Origin of the sequence: Pseudoalteromonas sp. P1-7a (assembly GCF_001401855.1) — a bacterium.
In the GTDB taxonomy this organism is placed as follows: Bacteria; Pseudomonadota; Gammaproteobacteria; order Enterobacterales; family Alteromonadaceae; genus Pseudoalteromonas.
In genome coordinates this window covers 127,087-149,035 of the sequence record NZ_LKDU01000002.1, presented here as the reverse complement: position 1 = coordinate 149,035, position 21,949 = coordinate 127,087, and the positions used below count along the sequence as shown (strand labels likewise).

General features: G+C 41.5%; 20 protein-coding genes. 6 read left to right on the top strand and 14 right to left on the bottom strand.

All coding sequences use genetic code 11. The features are described 5' to 3' along the window. Positions 1 to 56 precede the first annotated feature (56 nt). From AN389_RS02770 to prmB, 8 genes are all read right to left on the bottom strand, one after another. Positions 57 to 1,613 (bottom strand): AbgT family transporter, encoded by a 1,557-nt coding sequence (locus AN389_RS02770; protein ID WP_055014002.1) that lies wholly within the window; start codon positions 1,611 to 1,613, stop codon positions 57 to 59. Between the two features lie 151 nt (positions 1,614 to 1,764). After that, positions 1,765 to 2,040: a YfcL family protein gene (locus tag AN389_RS02765; protein ID WP_055014003.1), complete on the bottom strand. Its 276-nt coding sequence runs from the start codon at positions 2,038 to 2,040 to the stop codon at positions 1,765 to 1,767. A gap of 4 nt (positions 2,041 to 2,044) precedes the next feature. After that, positions 2,045 to 3,175 carry an ATP-NAD kinase family protein gene (locus AN389_RS02760; protein WP_055019209.1) on the bottom strand — a complete coding sequence of 377 codons (1,131 nt, stop codon included), beginning with the start codon at positions 3,173 to 3,175 and terminating at the stop codon, positions 2,045 to 2,047. Next, positions 3,165 to 3,719: an elongation factor P hydroxylase gene (locus AN389_RS02755; RefSeq protein WP_055019208.1), complete on the bottom strand. Its 555-nt coding sequence runs from the start codon at positions 3,717 to 3,719 to the stop codon at positions 3,165 to 3,167. Before AN389_RS02755 ends, AN389_RS02760 begins: the two co-directional genes overlap by 11 nt. A gap of 101 nt (positions 3,720 to 3,820) precedes the next feature. Further along, a complete protein-coding gene (locus AN389_RS02750) occupies positions 3,821 to 4,468 on the bottom strand; it encodes a glutathione S-transferase family protein (RefSeq protein ID WP_055019207.1) in 648 nt (215 codons plus the stop codon). Between the two features lie 117 nt (positions 4,469 to 4,585). Beyond that, entirely contained in the window at positions 4,586 to 4,963 is a 378-nt protein-coding gene (locus AN389_RS02745; protein ID WP_055019206.1) for a DUF4112 domain-containing protein, read from the bottom strand. Positions 4,964 to 5,082: 119 nt separating this feature from the next. Then, positions 5,083 to 6,180 carry a chorismate synthase gene (gene aroC, locus AN389_RS02740; protein WP_024031890.1) on the bottom strand — a complete coding sequence of 366 codons (1,098 nt, stop codon included), beginning with the start codon at positions 6,178 to 6,180 and terminating at the stop codon, positions 5,083 to 5,085. Between the two features lie 58 nt (positions 6,181 to 6,238). Continuing rightward, positions 6,239 to 7,174, bottom strand: a complete 936-nt coding sequence (prmB, locus tag AN389_RS02735) for a 50S ribosomal protein L3 N(5)-glutamine methyltransferase (protein WP_055019205.1) — start codon at positions 7,172 to 7,174, stop codon at positions 6,239 to 6,241. Positions 7,175 to 7,325: 151 nt separating this feature from the next. On the opposite strand from prmB, the gene smrB reads away from it, so the two are divergent. Together smrB and AN389_RS02725 are read left to right on the top strand one after the other, a co-directional pair. Next, a complete protein-coding gene (gene smrB / locus AN389_RS02730; RefSeq protein WP_024031888.1) occupies positions 7,326 to 7,883 on the top strand; it encodes an endonuclease SmrB in 558 nt (185 codons plus the stop codon). Between the two features lie 15 nt (positions 7,884 to 7,898). Next, complete coding sequence (locus AN389_RS02725) at positions 7,899 to 8,831, top strand: AEC family transporter (protein ID WP_055017190.1); 933 nt, start codon at positions 7,899 to 7,901, stop codon at positions 8,829 to 8,831. 6 nt (positions 8,832 to 8,837) lie between these two features. Here AN389_RS02725 and AN389_RS02720 read toward each other — a convergent pair whose 3' ends face one another. Both AN389_RS02720 and sixA read right to left on the bottom strand, forming a co-directional pair. Further along, positions 8,838 to 9,188, bottom strand: coding sequence for a RidA family protein (locus tag AN389_RS02720; protein ID WP_055019204.1), 351 nt, complete (start codon positions 9,186 to 9,188; stop codon positions 8,838 to 8,840). A 15-nt stretch (positions 9,189 to 9,203) separates the two neighbouring features. Then, positions 9,204 to 9,674 (bottom strand): phosphohistidine phosphatase SixA, encoded by a 471-nt coding sequence (gene sixA / locus AN389_RS02715; RefSeq protein ID WP_055014015.1) that lies wholly within the window; start codon positions 9,672 to 9,674, stop codon positions 9,204 to 9,206. Positions 9,675 to 9,856: 182 nt separating this feature from the next. Between sixA and AN389_RS02710 the strand changes: the two genes are divergently transcribed. Next, the gene (locus tag AN389_RS02710) at positions 9,857 to 12,580 is read left to right on the top strand and encodes an insulinase family protein (protein WP_055019203.1); all 2,724 of its coding nucleotides are present in this window, start codon (positions 9,857 to 9,859) and stop codon (positions 12,578 to 12,580) included. 55 nt (positions 12,581 to 12,635) lie between these two features. Beyond that, entirely contained in the window at positions 12,636 to 14,894 is a 2,259-nt protein-coding gene (locus tag AN389_RS02705) for an EAL domain-containing protein (protein WP_055014017.1), read from the top strand. Positions 14,895 to 15,157: 263 nt separating this feature from the next. Here AN389_RS02705 and yeiP read toward each other — a convergent pair whose 3' ends face one another. Next, entirely contained in the window at positions 15,158 to 15,730 is a 573-nt protein-coding gene (gene yeiP, locus AN389_RS02700) for an elongation factor P-like protein YeiP (RefSeq protein WP_055014018.1), read from the bottom strand. A 194-nt stretch (positions 15,731 to 15,924) separates the two neighbouring features. On the opposite strand from yeiP, the gene AN389_RS02695 reads away from it, so the two are divergent. Beyond that, positions 15,925 to 16,311, top strand: coding sequence for an MmcQ/YjbR family DNA-binding protein (locus tag AN389_RS02695; RefSeq protein ID WP_004587303.1), 387 nt, complete (start codon positions 15,925 to 15,927; stop codon positions 16,309 to 16,311). A gap of 37 nt (positions 16,312 to 16,348) precedes the next feature. On the opposite strand, the gene AN389_RS02690 is transcribed toward AN389_RS02695, so the two are convergent. The 3 genes from AN389_RS02690 to fadI form a co-directional block, all read right to left on the bottom strand. After that, positions 16,349 to 16,858 (bottom strand): GNAT family N-acetyltransferase, encoded by a 510-nt coding sequence (locus AN389_RS02690; protein WP_055014019.1) that lies wholly within the window; start codon positions 16,856 to 16,858, stop codon positions 16,349 to 16,351. Positions 16,859 to 17,127: 269 nt separating this feature from the next. Further along, complete coding sequence (gene fadJ / locus AN389_RS02685) at positions 17,128 to 19,350, bottom strand: fatty acid oxidation complex subunit alpha FadJ (RefSeq protein WP_055017187.1); 2,223 nt, start codon at positions 19,348 to 19,350, stop codon at positions 17,128 to 17,130. Next, a complete protein-coding gene (gene fadI / locus AN389_RS02680) occupies positions 19,350 to 20,660 on the bottom strand; it encodes an acetyl-CoA C-acyltransferase FadI (protein WP_055014021.1) in 1,311 nt (436 codons plus the stop codon). The genes fadJ and fadI overlap by 1 nt, the downstream gene beginning before the upstream one ends. A 329-nt stretch (positions 20,661 to 20,989) precedes the next feature. Between fadI and AN389_RS02675 the strand changes: the two genes are divergently transcribed. Continuing rightward, positions 20,990 to 21,946 (top strand): MoxR family ATPase, encoded by a 957-nt coding sequence (locus AN389_RS02675; protein ID WP_029773481.1) that lies wholly within the window; start codon positions 20,990 to 20,992, stop codon positions 21,944 to 21,946. Positions 21,947 to 21,949 lie beyond the last annotated feature (3 nt).

Sequence of the window (21,949 nt, the reverse complement as noted above, 5' to 3'; positions counted from 1 at the left end):
ATTTTTATATTAAAAACCTCACTCAAGTGAGTGAGGTTCATAAATTAAGTTTTAAATTAAGGTAACGTTGGATAAACGTAACTCGCATCTAACCCTAACGGAATACCGAGTGCCCAATACCCTAGCAAGAAAATACTCCAGCCAATCATAAACGCGATTGAGTAGGGGATCATAAGTGCGATAAGCGTGCCTATACCGGTATCTTTTACGTACTTTTGGCAGTAAACCACAACCAATGGGAAATACGGCATAAGTGGGGTAATAATGTTTGAGCTAGAGTCTCCGATTCTGTAAGCCGCTTGGGTTAAATCGGGTGATATACCTAGTTGCATTAACATGGGCACAAAAATGGGCCCCAGTAATGCCCATTTTGCTGAGCTTGAGCCAACGAACAAGTTTACAAAGCCGGTCAAAAATATAATACCCACAACAGTTACAGCGCTTGGCAACTCCATTGCCTTTAAAAGCTGCGCTCCTTCAATGGCCATTAACGCCCCTAAGTTAGACTTAGAAAACGCCGCAATAAATAACGCACAAAAGAACGCCATTACAATGTAATAAGCCATGCCACTCATTGCGGTGCTCATCGCATCTATCATATCTTTTGAGGTTTTAAAGGTTCCAACGGTAAAACCATACACGGCACCAGGTATCCAAAATAATAAAAAGATTAAAGGCACAATAGATTGCATAAGGGGCGATCTAAAATTAGTCAGTGAGCCATCAGCACTGCGCATTGCTGAATCGGCAGGAGCGGATACAAATGCAAGTAAAGCAAGCCCTACAACCATTACGCTACTGGCTATAAAAAAGGCGCGTTTTTCATCACTTTTAGCTTCATCGAAGGCTGGTAAATTTTGGGTATCTTCATTAAGCGGTGTGTTTTTTAATCGTGGCTCAATTATTTTGTCAGTAATATACCAGCCTAATAACACAATAAATAAACTCGAAGCAGAAGTGAATGCCCAGTTATTGAGGGGGTTAATCGACATATCGGGGTTAATAATTTGCGCTGCACTTTGGGTAAAGCTTTGTAGTAATGGGTCTATCCCTGATGGAATAAAGTTAGCGCCAAATCCACCGCTCACACCTGCAAACGCTGCTGCAATGCCCGCTAATGGGTGTCGCCCTGCGGCAAAGAAAATAACACCTGCTAGTGGGATCACCAATACGTAGCCTGCATCGGTTGCAGTATGGCTTACAATAGCCACTAAAATCACTGAAGGGGTTAACAGTTGCCTTGGGGTCACTTTAAGCATTAACTTAAGGCCCGTATTGATATAACCCGAGTGTTCAGCCACCCCCACACCTAACATGGCAACCAGTACCACGCCCAGTGGTGCAAAGCCCGTAAAGGTTTTTACCATGGAAGATAAAAACGAAGCGAGTGAGTCGCCCTCTAGCAGGTTATTCACAACAATGGCTTGACCTGTACGTGGGTCTAACGCATCAAAACTTACGCCAGATAATAACCACGAGCACAACCAAATAAGTAACATAGCGAATAAGAAAATAATCGCCGGATCGGGTAGTTTATTACCAACCCGCTCCACAAAATTTAAAAAACGTGCGATTAACCCTGTAGGTACCGCTGCTTGATTATTATTGTTCATTTATAGCTCCCAAATAGGTTTTAGTAACAATATACCATTAATGAGTAACAGTAAATTAACTAATTAATCTATTATGGGCACAAATAAAGCATAAAAAAACGCGGCTTCATTATCGTTGCCGCGTTTTTTGTAATTGTGAACTAAGCATCCGTTAAGCGAGGGCTTTCACTTCTTCCCAAAGCCTAACAACCAAGGTTTTATCTTCTTCGTTTAGCTCGCCATTGCGGTATGCTTTTACTAAGCTTTGCTCCACAGTTTCGTTGAGCTCATCAATAGAAATTGTCAGCTCTTCTACTTGGGCATAGCCTACTGCAAGGTCGTAATGTCCGCGCAAGTAACCACCAGCGAACAGCTCATCATCTGTTGCTTTAATTACTAAATCATCAAAGTATTGCTGCGCAGCATCAATATAATTCACTAAACTCATTGTGTTACTTCTCCTGGTTTTCATAACCGACAGCATACATAATATGGTCGTTATAGCCGGTGGTTACTTTAATGTAACCTGTTAATTCATCATCTAAAGCGCTATCGCCGGTGTCACAAATAAGTGGACGCCCGTTCAACGCGTGTAATTTGGTTTTAGTTGCCACCACTATGATATTGTCTTTGCCGATGGCACGGATAAGCTCAGGGCTTAGCTGCTGGTTACCGCGGCCAAAAATATGGCCTTGCCCGCCGATTAATGTAATAACCAATTGAGTCGCATGCCCTTGCGTGTACTCAAGTAATTGCTTAGCCGTTAAATCTTGCGCAACTAGGGTTTGATTTTTAATTAAATCAACACCTAACAATGTGTTCTCAAGCCCCATTTCTTGCATTATGGCTTCAACGGTTGAGCCACTTCCCATGATGTAATAAGTGTCTTCATCCATTTCACTCACCACATGCGCTGCAATATCGGCAAGCACGAGCTCGTCTGTTTCTTTACCGCCATTTTTAACCGCTTGTACATAACGTACTTCGCTTGGTATTTGCATTTCACCGTAGCGCTTAGCTTTTACGATGCCTTGCCTAAACGCCTCTTCGTCAATATCCATTACATCGGCATCTGCAAGTGTAACCAGCTCGCCTTTTACTAGCATTTCTACTACTCGCCCAGCTGCTTTAGGGGTAATGGCATAGACGCCAGAGTGAATTTTACAGCCAGCAGGTATACCCAGCACTGGTATAGTATCTTCTATGGCATGACAAATATTACGCGCAGTACCATCGCCACCAGCAAACAGGACTAAATCAACACCTAAATTTTTAAGTAATTTAGCGCTGGCCTCTGTATCATCGGCGCTTGTTACGGTATTAGTGGTATAAATTACTTCAACATTAAAGCCTAATGCGCGTGCTGTTTTTTCGCCCATATCGCCATTTACAGTATATATTGTTAACTGCTCTTGATAGGGTACAAGCACTTCTAGGGCTGCCTGTGTGCGGCTGTTAGCTTTGGCTTGCGCACCCAGCTCAATTGCCTTTGCAGCCGTGTTTTCGCCATCGCTCCCTTTTAAAGCAACGCTGCCACCAAGTCCTGCAACAGGGTTAATAATTAAGCCTAACTTAAACTGCATTTTGTAACTCCTGAGGGTGATGCCAATTAAATTGCTGAGCGGTTAACGGCCACGGTGTTTTATAAAAATCACTTAACGCTTTTAATAATGCATGGGTGCGTGCGTTAACTCCCTGCTCTAATAATATTAATACTTGCTGGTGTACTCGCGCCTGAAAGTCAAACCGACAAGTTTGCTCGCCGTTCAAATTATCTACCGACACATTAAATTCAAACCCTGCGGCCTTACTGAGTAACCATTCTATTGCTTGTGGCTTTATTTCTACATTTTCGAATTCAGCTTGCTGGTGTTTATCTCGCCCATCTGGACAATACCAATACCCATAATCTTCAAGCTCTCTGCGTTTATTGCCAGCCACTAACCAGTGTGCTATTTCATGCAGAGCGCTGGCGTAAAAGCCGTGTGCAAATACAATTTGATTAAACCCATGGGTTTTATTGGCAGGTAGATAAATAGGCTCATCATCGCCTTTTACTAAGCGAGTATTATGACTTTGATAAAAAACACTATCGAAAATAGATATAAGATCGGCAATTTGATGCATAAAAACTGATTAATTCATCTCGGTTACAGCGCAAAATTAGCGCACTAAAAACGAGACGAATTGTACGGGCTTTTACCTTTAAAGTAAAAGTGATGGGCGAGTTATACCTCTACTCCCGCTTCATCGCACTGCACTATATCGGTTTCGTTAAGTGCTTGGGTTATCCACTTTCGCAAAACAGGGCAACGCATCACAAAATCACAATATTGCTGCGCCAGTTCTGATAGCGTAATTTGATAGGTTTTTAAGCGCAATACAATGGGCGCGTACATCGCATCGGCAATACTAAAGTCACCAAAAAACCATGCATTGGGAAACACATCTTGTTGCAGTGCAAAGATCTCATCTATGCGAGCGATGTCTTTTAGTGCTTCGTTTGATAGATCTACTTTACGGGTTGCTCGTATGTTCATTGGCATTTCGTTTCTAAGTGCCATAAAGCCTGAATGCATTTCAGCGCTTAACGCGCGTGCTTTAGCTCTTTGGGTAATATATTTTGGCCATGCAGCACCAGATAAATAAGCATCGTTAATATATTCACAGATTGCGAGCGAGTCCCACACCTGCAGATCACCATCAATTAACGCCGGCACTTTTTGAACGTGAAAGTGTTGTTTTAGTTCGTCGTAAAAATCACTGGTGTCGAGCAAAAGTTGGGTTTCGTCAAACGGGACATCAAATTTACTCATTAAATACCATGCGCGTAATGACCAGCTAGAATAGTTTTTATTACCGATAAATAATTGCATTTTGTATATACCAAAGTGAATAGGCTTCTCTACCTTACTAGGTGATTAAACAACCAACAACACTTTGTTTTTTATTCTTAATAAAAAAATTTAAAGCCTGTAAAAAGACTATTAGTATCAATTAGCTAGCTGCGCATTTAAATATTTTTTTAATAAACGGGTATTGCGGGTGTTGGCTTTAAAAAAAGCATCAAATATATCGCCAAAAAATGGAACTAAACCGCCTACAAAATCAATCAGCATATTAATGATAATCTTTGTTTTTATGCGTTTACTTACACCTAAGCGCTGCGCCTCTACTAATACATAGCTTGATAAAATAAGCCCTGCGGCATCCCCTATAACGGGTATTAAACCAATCACAGCCTCTAGGCCAATATTAAATTTAGTAAAAGGAATACCAATGCTGCTGTCTGTTAGCTTACTAAAACGCTCTAGCCTTGCTATAGCAGCTTGGGTTTCAAGGTGTGTGTTATCGTGCTTTTTATCGTTCATGATTACTCTCCTCCTTAAAACAGTATATAGCGTAAACTTGAACAACCCCTGAAAGGCTTAAAAGCAAATTACAGGCACAAAAAAGCGCGGTTCTCCGCGCTTATTCAAAGTATTAACGGTTATACAGAGCCGTTAATTGGTCCATGTTCATGGTTAACATGTGGGTTTTGCCCGCGCTGGCGCAGTAAATGGTCCATTAGTGTAATGGCCATCATTGCCTCAGCAATAGGAATTGCACGAATACCAACACACGGATCGTGACGCCCTTTGGTGATCATCTCTACTGCTTCGTTTTCAGTATTAATGCTTTTACCTGGAATAGTGATACTTGATGTAGGCTTAAGCGCAATTGAGGCAATAATATCTTGCCCTGTAGAAATACCAGCAAGTACGCCACCTGCGTGGTTTGAGGTAAAGCCTTCTGGGGTTAACTCATCACGATGCTCTGAGCCTTTTTGCTCAACTACATCAAAGCCATCACCAATTTCTACACCCTTAACGGCGTTAATGCTCATAAGTGAATGCGCAATCTCAGCATCTAGTCTATCAAATACAGGCTCGCCTAATCCTACTGGTACATTGCTAGCCACAACTTTTACTTTAGCGCCCACTGAGTCACCTTGCTTTTTAAGGTCTCGCATGTACTCATCAAGCGCTTCCAGCTTACTTGCATCAGGGAAAAAGAATAAGTTGTTTTCAACTTCATCCCAGTCGTAGCTTTCGGCTTTTATTGGCCCTAGTTGGCTTAGGCATGCTTTTACTTCAATACCATGAAACTGCTTTAAGTATTTTTTAGCAATGGCGCCTGCCGCTACACGAATTGCGGTTTCACGCGCAGAAGAGCGGCCACCCCCGCGATAATCGCGCAGGCCGTATTTGTGCCAGTAAGTGTAATCGCCATGACCTGGGCGAAACACATCTTTAATTTTACCGTAGTCTTTTGAGCGCTGATCGGTATTTTCGATAAGTAAACCAATGCTGGTGCCTGTGGTTTTGCCTTCAAAAACGCCTGAAAGAATTTTTATTTGGTCGTCTTCTCGGCGCTGCGTTGTATAACGGCTTTGCCCAGGTTTACGACGGTCTAAATCAATTTGTAAGTCGGCCTCTGTGATCTCAAGGCCCGCGGGAGTACCATCTACAACACCGCCTAGAGCAACGCCGTGGCTCTCACCAAAGGTGGACACTTTAAACAACTGCCCTATGCTATTACCTGCCATTAACTTTCCTCATTCCTAATGACTACAAAAGTTGCCGAGCATGTGCTCGGCTTAAAATTTATTTTGCAAAATACGTATCAAGCTGCGCTTTGCTTATTACAAATACACCTAAGCCACCTTGCTCAAACTCAACCCACTCAAAGGGTGCGCCCGGATACAAGGCATCCATATGTACCATAGAGTTACCAACTTCTACAAATAACAAACCGTTATCAGTTAGATGATTGCTTGCATGCTCTAAAATAGTACGTGTAACGTCTAAGCCATCATGACCAGATGCTAAACCAAGCTCAGGCTCATGATGAAACTCACGTGGTAAATCAGCCATGTCTTCAGCATCAACATACGGTGGGTTGGCTACTATTAGGTCATACTTTTGCCCTGGCACACCACTAAATACATCTGACTGAATAGGCAGTACGCGGTCGCTTAGCATATAGTCGTTTATATTTATATCTGCTACTTCAAGCGCTTCATACGATATATCAACCGCATCTACTTGCGCCGTTTCAAACACCTGAGCAAGCGCAATGGCAATACAAGCAGAGCCTGTGCATAAATCTAAAATACGGTTAACGCTTTGCGGCTGCTCAAGCCACGGTGAAAACTTATTAGCAATAAGTTCTGCAAACGGCGAGCGCGGGATAAGCACACGCTCATCGACATAAAATGGCATGCCCGCAAACCAAGCAGTGTTTGTTAAATATGGCACCGGCGTGCAGTCGTTTATACGCTCTGCGATTAACCCTGCTAGGCGGTTTTTTTCTGTACTTGTTAACCGCGCATGCATTAACTCTTTGGGGGCATCAATAGGTAAACTTAATGCAGGAAGTAATAAGCTAACGGCTTCATCCCACGCGTTATCTGTGCCATGTCCAAAAAATATTCCACTACTTGCAAATTGGCTTGTAGTCCAGCGTAACCAGTCATGTAACGTTGACAGTTCTGCAACAGCTTCATCAAGTGTTGCTTCTTCTATTTGTAAATCACTCATATTTTTTACCTGTTTTAGCTAACTGACTGTTTTGAGTCTTTGCAACGATTGCATTGCCTAACTGTGCTGAGCAAATTACAATTGCCCCTCACCTTTATATTGTACCGCCTTTTGCGCTGCGTTTTTACGTTTTTTTGTTTAGGTAAAATTTATGAAAAAAGACATCTCATCACAATCGTCCCTAAGCAACGACGACATTGACCTTTTTCGCCAAACAATTACAGGCGCTAAGGTGTTCAAACAAGATACCCATAGGTTTGATACAAAACCTAAAGTGTCACAAGCGAAGCAATTTGCCCAGCAAAAAAAGCAGGTTGAGTCTGAATTTTTCTTTTCTGACGAATATATCCCCGATATAGACACAAATAGCACCATTAACTATGTGCAAAATGGTCACGACTCTTTTTTAGCAAAACAGTTGCGACGCGGCGACTTTGCGCCCGATTTAACTCTCGACCTGCACGGGCTTAATAAAGAACGTGCAAAAGATGAACTCGCGGGACTTATTCACGAGTGCAAAAAACAGCATTATTACTGCGCGTGCATAGTGCATGGTATTGGCGAGCGTGTTTTAAAACACAAAGTACCGCAGTACTTGGTGCAGCACCCCGATGTAATAGCCATGCACCAAGCACCGCTTGAATACGGCGGACGCGGTGCCGTGTTGATTTTAATTGATTTACCACAAAGCGATGAGTTTAGACGCTAATTAGAGGAAGAATACGTGCAAATTTTTTCGATTATTTTTCCATTAATTTTTATTGTCGCATTGGGCTACACCTGTTGTTATTTTAAATTTTTTAATCAGCAGCATATTGCCGGCTTAAGTAAATTTACTTTTTATGTGAGCTTACCCGCCTTTTTAATGCTCAATATGTCGCAAATAAATTTGCATCAAAGTATTAGCCTCCAAGCATTTTTAAGCTTTTATATTCCTGTGTTAGCGGTATTTGCTTTGGGCATACTTATTGATAGGTACTGTTTAACCAAACAAGAAAGTGCGGGAAATTATCAACAGCATAGTGTGTTTGGTCTTGCTGGAAGTTATTCAAATATGGTGTTAGTGGGCATACCCATTGTTATTGCTTCACTTGGCAAAGACATGATTGCTATCGCCTTCATGATCATCACCTTTCATAGCACGTTGCTTTTTGCGTTAACTTATTTAATAGGCGCGAAAGGAAACACAGCTGACTTCTCGTGGACAAAATTTGCTAAAAACATGATTCTTAACCCTATTGTGTTGAGTATTGGCTGTGGGTTACTTTTAAATGTGTCGGGGATTACATTATTTGCTAATTTAGCCAACGCCTTAGAGCTACTTGCAAGCCCTGCTATTGCGTGCGCTTTATTTGTATTAGGTGCTAATTTGGTGTTTTATAAAGTAGCCGCTAATTGGCAGCCAGCGCTTATTTCTTCACTATTAAAAATACTGGTGTTGCCTGCTGCTGTGTATGTAGCAGCTACATGGGTGTTTGCATTAGATACGCAAATTCGTAACGTACTGGTATTGCTGAGCGCCTCACCCGTTGGCGTTAATGCGTATTTAATTGCAAGCCAATTAAATACGCATCAAGTTACGCTCGCCGGTGCAGTGGTGCTTTCAACAGTGCTTAGTGTTGTAAGCTTTTCGTTGTGGCTTGCTGTACTTTTATAACAACACTTATTTAAGTGCGGCCACTACCGAAATTTCTACTAATAGTGCATCGCGCGCCATTTTAGCTTCAACACAGGCGCGTGCTGGTGCATAACCTTCTGGTACCCATGCATCCCAAACCGCATTCATATCGGCAAAATATTCCATGCTTTTAACGTAAATAGTTGCGCTGAGCATATGCTTTTTAGAACTCCCCGACTGCTCAAGTAAGGCCTCTACTTTGTTGAGCATTGTTTGCGTTTGCTCTGTTATGTTTTGCTCTGCGTCACTGCATACTTGTCCGCATAAATAAACGGTTCCATTATGCTTAACTATACGGCTCATGCGCGCACCCGTTTCAAGGCGTTCTATACTCATAGTTATCTCTTTTTTCTATATATTGGCAGGCGCGTTGATATTAATATATTCACTGCGCTGTGAGGTTTCATCATACTGAATTACAGCAACCGCCGCGGTGTTAAAAATAGGCATATTACCCGGGGTGAGTTGATCAACTATATAGCTGACAATAGGCATATGGGCGACCACTAACCAGGTATTGCACTGGGGGTGCATAGCAATAAGTGTTTCTAAATAGTCAGCTGCTATTTGTGGCTTTCCCTCAGGAATAATATCGCTACACGTTTCACTAAATTTGAATACATTGTTTTTCTCGACTTCTTTAGCTGTTTGCTGTGCCCGCGAGTAAGGACTTACCAACAAAGCGTCAACAGAAAAATGTTGGTGTAACCATAAGCCCATTTTTTCTGCCTCTGCATGGCCTTTCGGTGTTAGATTTCTTGCTGCGTCGTTAGCTTGCATCGGTGTTGCTTCGCCGTGGCGCATAATTAAGATTGTTTTCATAAATAATCAACCGATTAATGAATATAAAACAGTAGCCAGTTTGCCCATTTGTCCGCTATATTAACTATTATTCCAAAGAATAATTCTCTCATGATATTCAGGTAAATCTTTTCGCTATTTTTCGCTGTCCTGAAGCTATCATCTGTTGTTAACAAGTAAACGTTTAGTTTCAGGAGCATCATTTGAATATCAGCCGCAATGATAACAGAGCATACCGCGCCATTACACTCGACAATGGGCTAAAAGTATTATTAGTGCAAGATAAAGATTCAACTAAAGCCGCTGCTTCTATGGCCATAAACGCTGGCCATTTTGATGATCCCCTTGATAGGCAAGGCCTCGCACACTTTTTAGAACATATGCTTTTTTTAGGTACCGACCAATACCCTGATTCTGGAAGCTTTAATAATTTTGTTTCACAAGCTGGCGGCAATACTAACGCATGGACCGGCACTGAACACACTTGTTATTTCTTTGATATTAATAATCAAGCACTTGAAGGTGCACTTGCACAGTTTAGCCGTTTTTTTATAGCCCCATTATTAAACCCAGCAGAAACCGAAAAAGAGCGTAATGCTATCGACGCTGAGTTTAAATTAAAAATAAAAGACGACGGTCGGCGCATTTATCAGGCTCATAAAGAAACCGTAAACCCAGCCCACCCTTTTGCGAAGTTTTCCGTTGGCAATTTACAAACACTTGCAGATAGAGAACGCTGTATAAGTGACGAGCTCAGAGACTTTTTTACTAACCACTATCAAGCACAGTGGATGACATTAGTGATATGCGCGAATGAACCGCTCGATACACTAGCGCAATGGGTACGACATTACTTTAGCCCTATCAAAGGGGATAAAGACCAAGTAAAGCCCGCTATCAATGAACCTTTGTACCGCACACAAGACATAGGCAAAATACTGCATATAGAACCGCATAAGCATATGCAAAAGCTTATAGTTAGTTTTGCTATGCCAAATATTGATGACTTTTACCGACACAAAACGGTAAGTTTTATAGCCCATCTACTAGGCTACGAAGGCGCAGGCTCGCTGTACTCTATTTTAAAAGAACAAGGGTGGATTAACGCCCTTTCTGCCGGTGGCGGTATAAATGGAAGTAACTTTAAAGATTTTAACATTAGCATGGCCCTTACCGATGAAGGCATTGAATACTTTGAAGACATAATAGAAATTGTGTTTGAGTATATTTGCCTAATCAACGACAACACCGACAAACTACCGCGCCTGTATCAAGATAAAAAAAACCTGTTACAAATTGCGTTTGATAACCAAGAAAAATCGCGCTTAATTGATTGGGTAAGTAATCTGAGTATTAATATGCAGCACTACGACGAAGCTAACTATGTGCAAGGCGATTACTTAATGGAGGGTTTTAATAAAGCCGCTCACGAAATGGCTATGCAATGGCTTACCCCACAGAATATGCGCTTGGTACTTATTCACCCAGGCGTTGAGGCAGAGCACACAACCGCGTGGTACAACACCCCTTACAAAGTTGAGGCAATTTCGCCGCATTGGCTGGAGTCGCTTTCACATATAAATAAACCCTTAAACACCATGCTGCTGCCTTCAGCAAATCCTTATTTAACAAAAGAAGTGGTATTATATGAAGTCGAAAAACCACAAACAAAGCCTGTATTGTTAGTTAAAGAGCCTGGTTTTGATTTTTGGTTTAAACAAGACAACACCTTTAGAGTGGCAAAAGGTCATTTTTATTTAGCAATGGACTCGCACTTTGCAGTAAAAGATGTAAAACACATGGCCTTAACTCGCCTTTTTAGCGACTTATTTATGGACAGTGTCGGTGAGCAATTTTACCCTGCAGAACTAGCTGGGCTTAGTTATCATTTAACCTCACATCAAGGCGGGCTTACGCTTCACACAGCGGGGCTATCCACGAGTCAGTTAGAGTTAGTAGAGCAATTACTTGATGCACTGTTTAATGTTGATATTTGCGCCCGTCGCTTTGCTGAATACAAAAAGCAACTGGTAAGACACTGGCGAAACAGTAACCAAAATAAGCCCGTAAGTGAGCTATTTAGCGTGTTAGGGGCTAAAATAATGCCATGGAATCCGCAGCCTAATGAATTAGCTACAGCACTTAAAAATACGTGTTTTCAGCAATTTAACGAATTTCGAGTCGACTTTTTTAAAGCTTTACATGTTGAGTCCTTTTTACATGGTAATTGGCAGCATACAGATGCAAAAGTGTTCCATAAAAAAGTGGCTGAACATCTAAAAAGTGCCGCTGCTATTGAAGATTTAACACGCCCGCTGCGTGAAATAGATCAAGTAACCCGCTGTCAGCTTGAACTGCCTTGTAGCGACCACGCTATGGTTATTTATTATCAGGCGCAAACCTCTGATGTAAATGAAAAAGTAAAATTAATGGCGCTTAATCATTTAATAAACCAAGATTACTTTAACGAACTGCGAACAACTCAGCAATTAGGGTACTTAGTTGGCACAGGTTACGCCCCTTTTAACACCCGAGCCGGTATCGCTTTTTATATACAATCACCAAAATTTGAAGCTCAAACCCTGCTGCACAGACATAATCATTTTGTAAGCCAATTTATTGCCAACCTAGACGCCCTAGATGAAACAGCATGGCAGCAGCATAAACAAGGGTTAGCAACTCATATTGCTGAAAAAGATAAAAACCTACGGTTACGTTCACAGCGCTTTTGGCTTGCAATAGGTAATAAAGATCATAACTTTCATATGCAAAAACGCCTGTTAGAGGCTCTCCATACGCTTACCCTTGAGCAAATAAAGGCCTATACAATGGCTACTTTTGCAGACGATAGACCAAGGTATGAGTTATTAAGTAGCGCAAAAGTAAATAAATCGCAAAAAATGCCGCTTTGCTCGCAATCTCTTTGACTCTAAAGGAGGCATGATTTAAATTATTGTTTGTTAATTAGTAGTAATAAAACAAATGATAAAAATAACAATAATAAAATGTAGTTTTTGCTGGTTGCTGCTAAGCCTATCACCCGTAGCGGTTGCCTTTGAACACGCCTTTAACATAGATACCCACACTGTTTTAACTGTTTCCAGCGCCCTCCTCGCGCTGGCTTTGCCGTATCTATTATTGGTAATTTATAAATTAAAGCGCTCTAGACTGCAGCATAGCCTCTCGGAAAAACGCTTAAAAAGCACTGTTGAAGGCAGTGGTGATACACTTTGGGATTGGAATATAAAAACTGGCGAAGTTATTCGCATTAACGACAAATACATGATGGACTCAACAACGTTAATGGGTTTTCCGCCAAACAAAAGCTTAATTCACCCACACGACATTGCTTCAGTTGAGCATTTACTAAAAAAACACTTTGCTCAAAAGTCTGCTTTTTTTGAAGCCACTTACCGCATTAAAGACACCTTTGGCCACTGGCACTGGGTATTAGACCGCGGAAAAATAATAGAAAAAGATGCTAACTTAGCCCCACTGAGGATGACTGGCACAGTGCGCGATATTTCAGTGTTAAAATCAACACAAGAGCGCCTCAATTTATTTGCTAAGTGTGTTGAATCCCTTACTGATGCACTCGCTATCTATGATAAAAACTTTAACTTAGTTGATATAAACCCCAGCTTTTTAACCCTGTTTGGTGGCGTTAGAGAGCAGTACATTAAAAAGCCTTTTAACTTACCTGGTTACGATAAAAGCTATATAGAAAACATTAAAAATATAGTACGAGAGCGTGAGCGAATTCAACAAGAGGTAAAACTGCGCAATAGCGAGCGAGTTTTACTACCTATAGAAATTTCTATTGATGAGATAAAAAACGCTCAACACCAAATAACAAACTATGTCGTGGTTTATTCAGATTTAACTGAACGTAAAAATGCACAATCGCAGTTACATAATTTGTCAAATAGAGACCGCACGACCAGTTTACCGAATAGAAATTTATTTTTTACGAACCTACAAAAGCTAGTAAAACAAAACACCCATCACGCCCTTTTGGTATTTGATTTAGATAACTTTAAAAAAATAAATGACTCGTTAGGCCACCAGCTAGGCGACAGCTTGTTAGCAAAATTGGCTATGCGGTTAAATAAATTAACCCGCGAGAATGATGTTTTTTACCGCTTAGGGGGGGATGAATTTGCCCTAGTTATGGCAGATACAAACGACATACATGTGATAACGCGCATGGCAAAACAGTTTTTAGCCGCTATTGCCACCCCATTTAAAATGGCAGGCCATGAGCTCGCGATTACCTCTAGCGTAGGCATAGTGTTATTCCCTGAAGATGGCAGTACGCCAGAACTACTGTTAAAAAACGCTGATACCGCTATGTATCACGCTAAAAAGAAAGGTAATAGTTATCTGTTTTTTAACGACACTATGAACCGCCAAGCGGTTAAACGCTTACAAATAGAAAACCTAATGCGCTTTGGTCTAAAAGAAAACCATTTTGAAGTGTATTACCAACCAAAAATGAATATTCGCACAGGTAAACTCACCGGAATGGAGGCATTAGTGCGCTTTATAACGCCCAAAAAAGGCGTTATTAGCCCCGGCGTTTTTATTCCTATTGCAGAAGAAACCGGGCAAATTATAGAAATTGGTGAGGTGGTTTTAAACAAAGCGTGTCGCGATGTAAAGCAGTGGCTAGACGATGGGCTATTTAGCGGCCGCGTTGCAGTTAACTTGTCGGCTAAGCAGTTTAGCTTGCCAGATTTAACAACCCGTATTGACGTGATCTTACAAAAAAACGAACTTCCCTCTTACTTTTTAGAGCTGGAAATTACCGAAGGCACCGTAATGGACGACCCGCAAGAAGCCATTGCAATTATGCGCTCGCTAAGTGCCCGTGGTATTCATTTAGCCATGGACGATTTTGGCACAGGTTATTCATCTTTAGCGTACTTAAAACAATTTCCGCTCAATACCTTAAAAGTAGACAAAGCATTTATTGATGACATGACCACCGAACGAGGCCGTAATATGGTTGACTCTATTGTGACGATTGCACAAAACCTCGATTTACATGTGGTTGCTGAAGGTGTGGAGCAAGCAAGCCAAATTGACATACTTAAAACGCTAAATTGTGAAACGGTGCAAGGCTATTTCTATTCTAAACCGCTTTCAAAAGATGAATTTACCGCGTTTTTGAAACAGCAACAAAGTAACTCTACGCCAAGCCTTATAAGTGCTAATAAACACTTAGCTCAAATAAGGTAATGCCATGGAGCAAATACACAGATTGGCTTCTTAATTGTGTATGCAAACACCTGTGTACGGAAAAGCAAACATCTTCTCCATTAAAATCAAAAGCAAAGCTACGTATTTTAGGGCAAATAGGCCCGTTTAATCAGACGAATAAGTAGCGGCTCTAGCTATCAGCTTATATAAATTAAGTATTGATATAGGTTGTGTTTACTTAATTTATAAAATTTTGACATAAAAAAAGCCGGCATAACGCCAGCTTTATCATATAGCTTGGGCTACTTTTCAGCGCGGCCCATAAATTTGTGCTCAGCCGTATTAATACGGATACGGTCGCCCGTAGAGATATGCTCAGGCACCGAAATGGTTAAACCCGTGCTCAGACGTGCAGGCTTAGAGCGCGCACTCGCAGAAGCACCTTTGATTGAAGGGTCAGTCTCTTCAACAACCAACTCTACGCTCGATGGCAAATCTAAACCTACAGGCGAGCCATCAATCACAATAACGTGTACGCCTTGCGTTTCTTCGTTAACGAATTGAATTTCTTCTGCTATTGCCTCTTTGTTTAAGTTATACGGCGTGTAGTCTTCATTATCCATAAACACGTATTCATCGCCATCAATGTACGAAAGCATTGCTTCGCGGCGAGTTAAGTCTGCTAGGGTTAGCATGTCGCTGTCTTTGAAGGTTTCGTCTACTTTTGCACCTGTTACGACATCGTATAAACGCATACGGTACAAACTACCGCCTGCACGACCTTGTGGTACCGAACGTACAATATCTTTAACTACCAACACACGATTATTAAACTCAATCGCGGTTCCTTTTTTAACGTCACTCGCCTTTGGCATGGGGGTTTTCCTATTATTTTTTTGATTGCCAGAAACATACCACGAACTGGGTATTGTTCAACTAAAAATACGTTAATTTGGGGCTTCATTTGATGTAGACTTGCAAAATTTTAATTTAAAACTAAATACCTATAATCAAAAGCGAAAAAAACTGCTATGGTATCTCTACCGAGTATGACTTCAAGGATTGGATCATGGACCAAAACACAGTACATGAGTATTTAGTAAAAAAGCCCTTGGTGCAAGTGACAAAACCATTTGCTCAAGAGGTTGATGTTTATAAAGTAAATCATAAAATGTTTGCCACCCTTGCCTTAGGTAATGATGGAGACGTTAATGATGATGGAGATCCTATTTGGTGGCTTAATTTAAAGTGCGATCCCGATGAAGCACTTAAATTGCGTGATATTTTTCCTGCGGTGATCCCTGGCTATCATATGAACAAGCGGCTTTGGAATACGGTGATATTAGATGGCTCTATTCCACAAGGCGAAATTGAAAGAATGATCGATAATTCGTTCAAATTAGTTGTTGAGAATATGCCAGAAAAAGACCGTAAAGCAATTGAAGCACATCTATAGAAACCACCATCACGGGCTAGCTTGCTAGCCCTATTTGCTACAACTTTAATGTGTATATCAAATCATCATAACGTGTATTATTAATAGTATGCGCTTGCGTATTAATGCCCGTTAACGTTAGTCCACACTTTTGTAATACTTTTTCAGAGCCTATATTCCCCTTTGTAACCACGGCTTTAAACTGTGTAATACCCCATTGTTGCCATGCCCACTCAATCACGGCACGCAGTGACTCACTGGCAAAGCCTTGATTAAAATACGCGGGTAAAAACAAATAGCCTAGCTCAGCTTGCTCAAGTTCGTACGTAAACCCCGTAACACCCATGGGCTCATTTGAACGCTTATCAAATACGACAAGGCAAAGTGGATGAGTAGAAGTGCTATCCCAGCTTTTTAAACGTTGTTCAAACCGGCTGCGTACAAACGCTTCACTGGGCATATCGTAGCAATAACGGATCACGGTTGAATTTTGATGTAACTGCAAAAATAATGGCCAATCACTGCTTTGAAGTGGGCGCATTGCTAGTCGTGCTGTAAACAACTGCATAATGGTTTACCTCTTATCTGCTTAGCTGCAAATTAAGCTAACACACTTTATAGCAAGCCACTTAATTATAAGCCTTATTTGAGGGTAAAAACCTGTCGATAACTAAATAAAGACTGGCAATCTAAGTTTATAAATGCACGTTTTTAACACAGTATGTACCGAGGTTAGCCCTAAAGAATAATTGCTTATCATTGCGCCCTAGTATTCTATATTTACAAATAGCAGGTATAAAAAAACCGCATCTAATGCGGTTTTTTAATCAAGCTGTTTTACGAGTCTTGTTTTGGTGAGTCTACACTCTCTTCTTGAGGTTGCTCATCAGCAGGCTCTGCCTCTATTGCTTGTTCAGCAACAGGTGCTGGGCTTAGCTCAGTTGTAACAGGCTGCGTTTGATAAAACTTAGCGCCTGATTCAGCCATACTTACTAACGTATCGCACGGAGCAAAGTTCGCATTGCTATTAGCCAAAGTAGACATTTCAGAGCTTACTTTACTTGCGCCCAATTTATCCATGTAGCTAAACGGTCCACCTAAAAACGGTGGGAAGCCAATGCCAAATATAGCGCCAATATCGCCATCACGTGGGCTGGCAATAATGCCATCGTCTAAACAACGTACTGCTTCGTTAAGCATTTGTGATACACAACGCTTAGCAATCTCGCTTTTATTTAAACGCGGAGCAGGTGTCACACCTAGTAGCTCATACACTGACTCGTCAACTTTTTTGCTCTTTTTATCGTACTCATAAAAACCACGACCCGTTTTACGGCCTAGGCGTTTTGAATCAATCATACGAGAAAATGCATCTGGCGCTTTAAATCGCTCGCCTAATTCTTTTTCAAGAATTGGGGCAATTTTAGAGCCTATATCAATCCCTACTTCGTCAAGTAAAGCAAGTGGCCCCACTGGGAAGCCAAACTCTACAAGCGCTGCATCTATTTTTTCAATTGGCTCACCGGCAAGCATTAAATTAGCCGCTTCATTTACATAAGGCGCTAAAATACGATTTACGTAAAAACCAGCCATATCTTTTACCACAATGGGCGTTTTACCTTGCTTACGAGCAAAGTTAACGACACGTGCTATGGTCTCTTGTGACGTGCCTTCATGTGGAATAATTTCCACTAGTGGCATTTTTTCAACTGGCGAGAAGTAATGCAGACCAATCACGTTTTCTGGACGCTGCGCCTGCGCTGCAATTTGTGAAATAGGCAGTGATGACGTGTTACTAGCAAAAATAGTATTGCTTTGACATTGCTGCTCTATATCAGCAACCATACCTTGCTTTAAGGCTAGGTCTTCAAATACAGCTTCCACTACTAAATCAATGTGTTTAAAGCCGCTGTAGTCAGTAGTACCGGTAATACGGTTCATGGTTAACTGCATATCAGCTTTAGACATAATACGGCGCTTAAGGCGCTTATCTAAAATTTTGTAGGTGTAGTTCATGGCATTACTAATGCCCTGTTCTGCAACATCTTTAATACGCACAGGTACTTTGGCTTTTACTGCGCTTACATGCGCAATACCAGCACCCATTAAGCCACCACCTAAAACAGCTGTTTTACTAATAGCCGGCGCATCATCGTTGCGCCACTCTTTTTTCATTTCCGTGGTTGCAAAGAAAATACTACGCAGCGCTTTAGACTCGTCACTCATTACAAGTGTTGCAAAGCTTTCAGCTTCTGTTTTGTATGCTTTTAATTTATCAAGCTCTACACTTGCACGCACAGCCTTAATAATTGCAAGCGGTGCAGGATAATGTCCGCCAGTTTTTTTAAGGACGTTTTCTTTCGCCTTTTTAAAGATAAAGTTACGACCAAACGGGTTTGACTCTAGCAATTTGCTTACTTTATCAAGCTTAGGCTCTTTATCTGCTGGCTTTTTCTTAGCTGCAAATTCTTTAGCAACTTTTAACAATACACTTTGTGGTACTACATCATCTAATACGCCCGCTTTTTTAGCTTGCTTAGGACGAATTTGCTTACCTGTTAGCATCCACTCTAGCGCTTTTTGAATGCCTACAATTTTAGTTAAACGCTGCGTACCGCCACCACCTGGTAATAAACCAAGTTGTACTTCTGGCAGGCCTACTTTAGTAATATCGCTATCCGTGCCTACGCGGTAATCACACGCTAAAGCAAACTCTAAACCACCACCAAGCGCCGCACCATGAATTGCGCTAACCGTTGTGTAAGGTAGCTTTGTCATATCAAAAAAGGCTTGATGACACAGCTCACTGATTGCTAAAGCATCTTCACGTTTTTCTACGCTATCAAGCATTTTTACATCAGCGCCCGCGATAAAGTTATCGCTTTTACCACTAATAAATACCATACCCTTTACTGACTCTTGCTTGGCTTCTTCAAGTAAAGCTTTTAAGTCATCAGCGAATGAGTCACGCAGAGTGTTCATTTTTTCACCCGGCACATCAATGGTTACTACGGCAATTTTGTTTTCATCTACCGTTAAATTAAATACTGAATCTGTCATTACGCGCTCTCCAATACAAAGGCTGCACCTAAACCACCAGCAGCACACGCTGTTGTTAATGCTAAACCGCCACCACGACGTTTAAGCTCGTGTAAGCTTTGCGTAATTAAGCGAGCACCGGTTGCTGCAAATGGGTGACCATATGCCAGTGAGCCGCCGTTAACGTTAAACTTATCCATGTTAATTTCGCCAATTGCTTTGCTACGACCAAGTTTTTCTTGCGCAAACTTATCTGATGCAAACATTTTCATGTTAGCCAGCGCTTGTGCTGCAAATGCTTCATGCATTTCAATTAAATCTAAATCAGCAAGCGTAATACCTGCCCTATCAAGTGCGATAGGCGTTGAATGCGCTGGGCCCATTAGCATATCTTGCTCTACACCAATTGCCGAGAACGCAAAACTGCGCACATAACCTAAAATTTCGTAGCCTAGTGCTTTTGCTTTGCTTTCGCTCATCATCAGTACGGCAGCTGCACCATCTGTTAAGGGTGTTGCGTTTGCTGCGGTAACCGAGCCATGTTGGCGGTCAAATACTGGTTTAAGCTTAGCGTAGCCTTCAACGGTAGAATTTTTACGGATGTTATTATCTTCTTCAATAAAGCTTTTATATGGCGGCAAGTGCGCCGTCATAACTTCATCTTTTAACTTGCCATCTGCCCATGCCTGGGTTGCAAGTGAATGCGAGCGATGCGCGAGTGCATCTTGATCTTCACGGCTAATGTTGTGTGTTTTAGCCATTTGCTCAGCTGTTTGCCCCATAGAAAGACCCGTCGAGTACTCGGCAACCGCTGGCGGTACTGGTAATAAATCTTTTAAACGCAGTTTTGAGAATATTTTTAAGCGCTGGCCTAAGGTACGCGCTTTGTTTAAATCAACTAAGCTACCTGCCAATTTTTTACTTACGCCAATAGGCAGCACTGAAGATGAGTCAGCACCACCAGCAATACCTACATTTACAGAGCCTGCCATAATAGACTCAGCTACATTGGCAATGGCCTGAAAGCTGGTAGCACACGCACGCGATACAGAATACGCATCTACACCTACAGGCATACCCGTACCTAATACTATTTCACGCGCAATATTTGGTGCTTCTGGCATTTGCACTACTTGACCAAATACAAGTTGATCGATTTCTGACTTGTCGAAATTTAATCGTTCAAGCATTTCGTTAACCACCAACTTACCCATATCAAGGGCCGGTACATGGTGAAACGCTGTTGCTTGTTTTGCAAAAGGAGTACGTAAGCCGCTAACGATGGCAATACGGTCGCCTTTTGGTGTTTTTAGTATATTTTGCTCAGACATTTATGCTCTCCCGCTGACAGGTCTGACCTGTTTGTTTTCCTCGATTCTAAACAACCCGTGTGCTAAAGCCAATAGATAAACACAAATTTATACAAAAGCACTAAAGCTAGATATACACATAGTGCTTAATATTGACTACCACAATAGGCTTTTTTACGCGTTTTTACAAAGATTTGTGGTACGCTAAAAACCGTTAAAAAATAACGAACTATTTTTAAAAATACAGTCTAACTCTTGAGTTACTCACTTATAAACCTTATAACTAGGTCAGTATTAATCACCTATAACAAATTAGGTACAAACCCAGCTGACGAGGAAGTCTATTTATTATGGCAGCTAACGCATTCAAACAATTAAAAACGTACTTAGATACACAAATTATTGGCCAGCCAGAGCTTACTCAAGCACTCCTTATTGCCATTTTAGCTGATGGGCACCTATTAGTAGAAGGCCCACCAGGGCTTGCAAAAACCCGTGCTGTTAACGCCCTTGCTAAAGGCATTGAAGGCTCGTTTCAACGCGTGCAGTTTACGCCCGACTTATTACCTGCAGATGTCACAGGCACCGATATTTACCGCCAACAAACAAGTGAATTTGTGTTTGAAAAAGGCCCTTTATTTCATAACCTTATCTTAGCCGATGAAATAAACCGTGCCCCAGCAAAAGTACAATCAGCGTTATTAGAAGCCATGGCAGAGCGCCAAGTAACGGTAGGTAAAAACACCTACCCGCTTAGCGATTTGTTTATGGTAATGGCTACCCAAAACCCGCTGGAGCAAGAAGGGACTTACCCGCTGCCAGAGGCACAATTAGACCGTTTTTTATTACATTTAAGCATTGATTACCCAGGTGCAGAGCACGAGCTAGATATACTGCGCTTAACCCGTGGTGAAGCGCTTAATGAACACCAAGCGGTAATGCAGCAAATTACCCAAAGCGACTTATTTGCCGCTCGCCAAGCTATTTTAGGTTTGTATTTAGCCGAGCCGCTTGAGCAATATTTAGTACAGCTTATTATTGCCACTCGAGAAGGGGCTAAGTTTGATGAGCAACTTGGCCGTTGGATTGAGTTTGGCGCAAGCCCCCGTGCCACCATTGCACTTGATAAATGTGCCCGTGCCCACGCTTGGTTACATGGCCGTGATTTTGTTGCACCCGATGACATTCAAGCCGTTGTACATAATGTACTGCGCCATCGTATTATTTTAAGCTACGAAGCACAGGCTGATGGCATTACTAAAGATCAGGTGATAAGCCGTATTGTTGAACTTGTAGCCGTACCCTAAGTT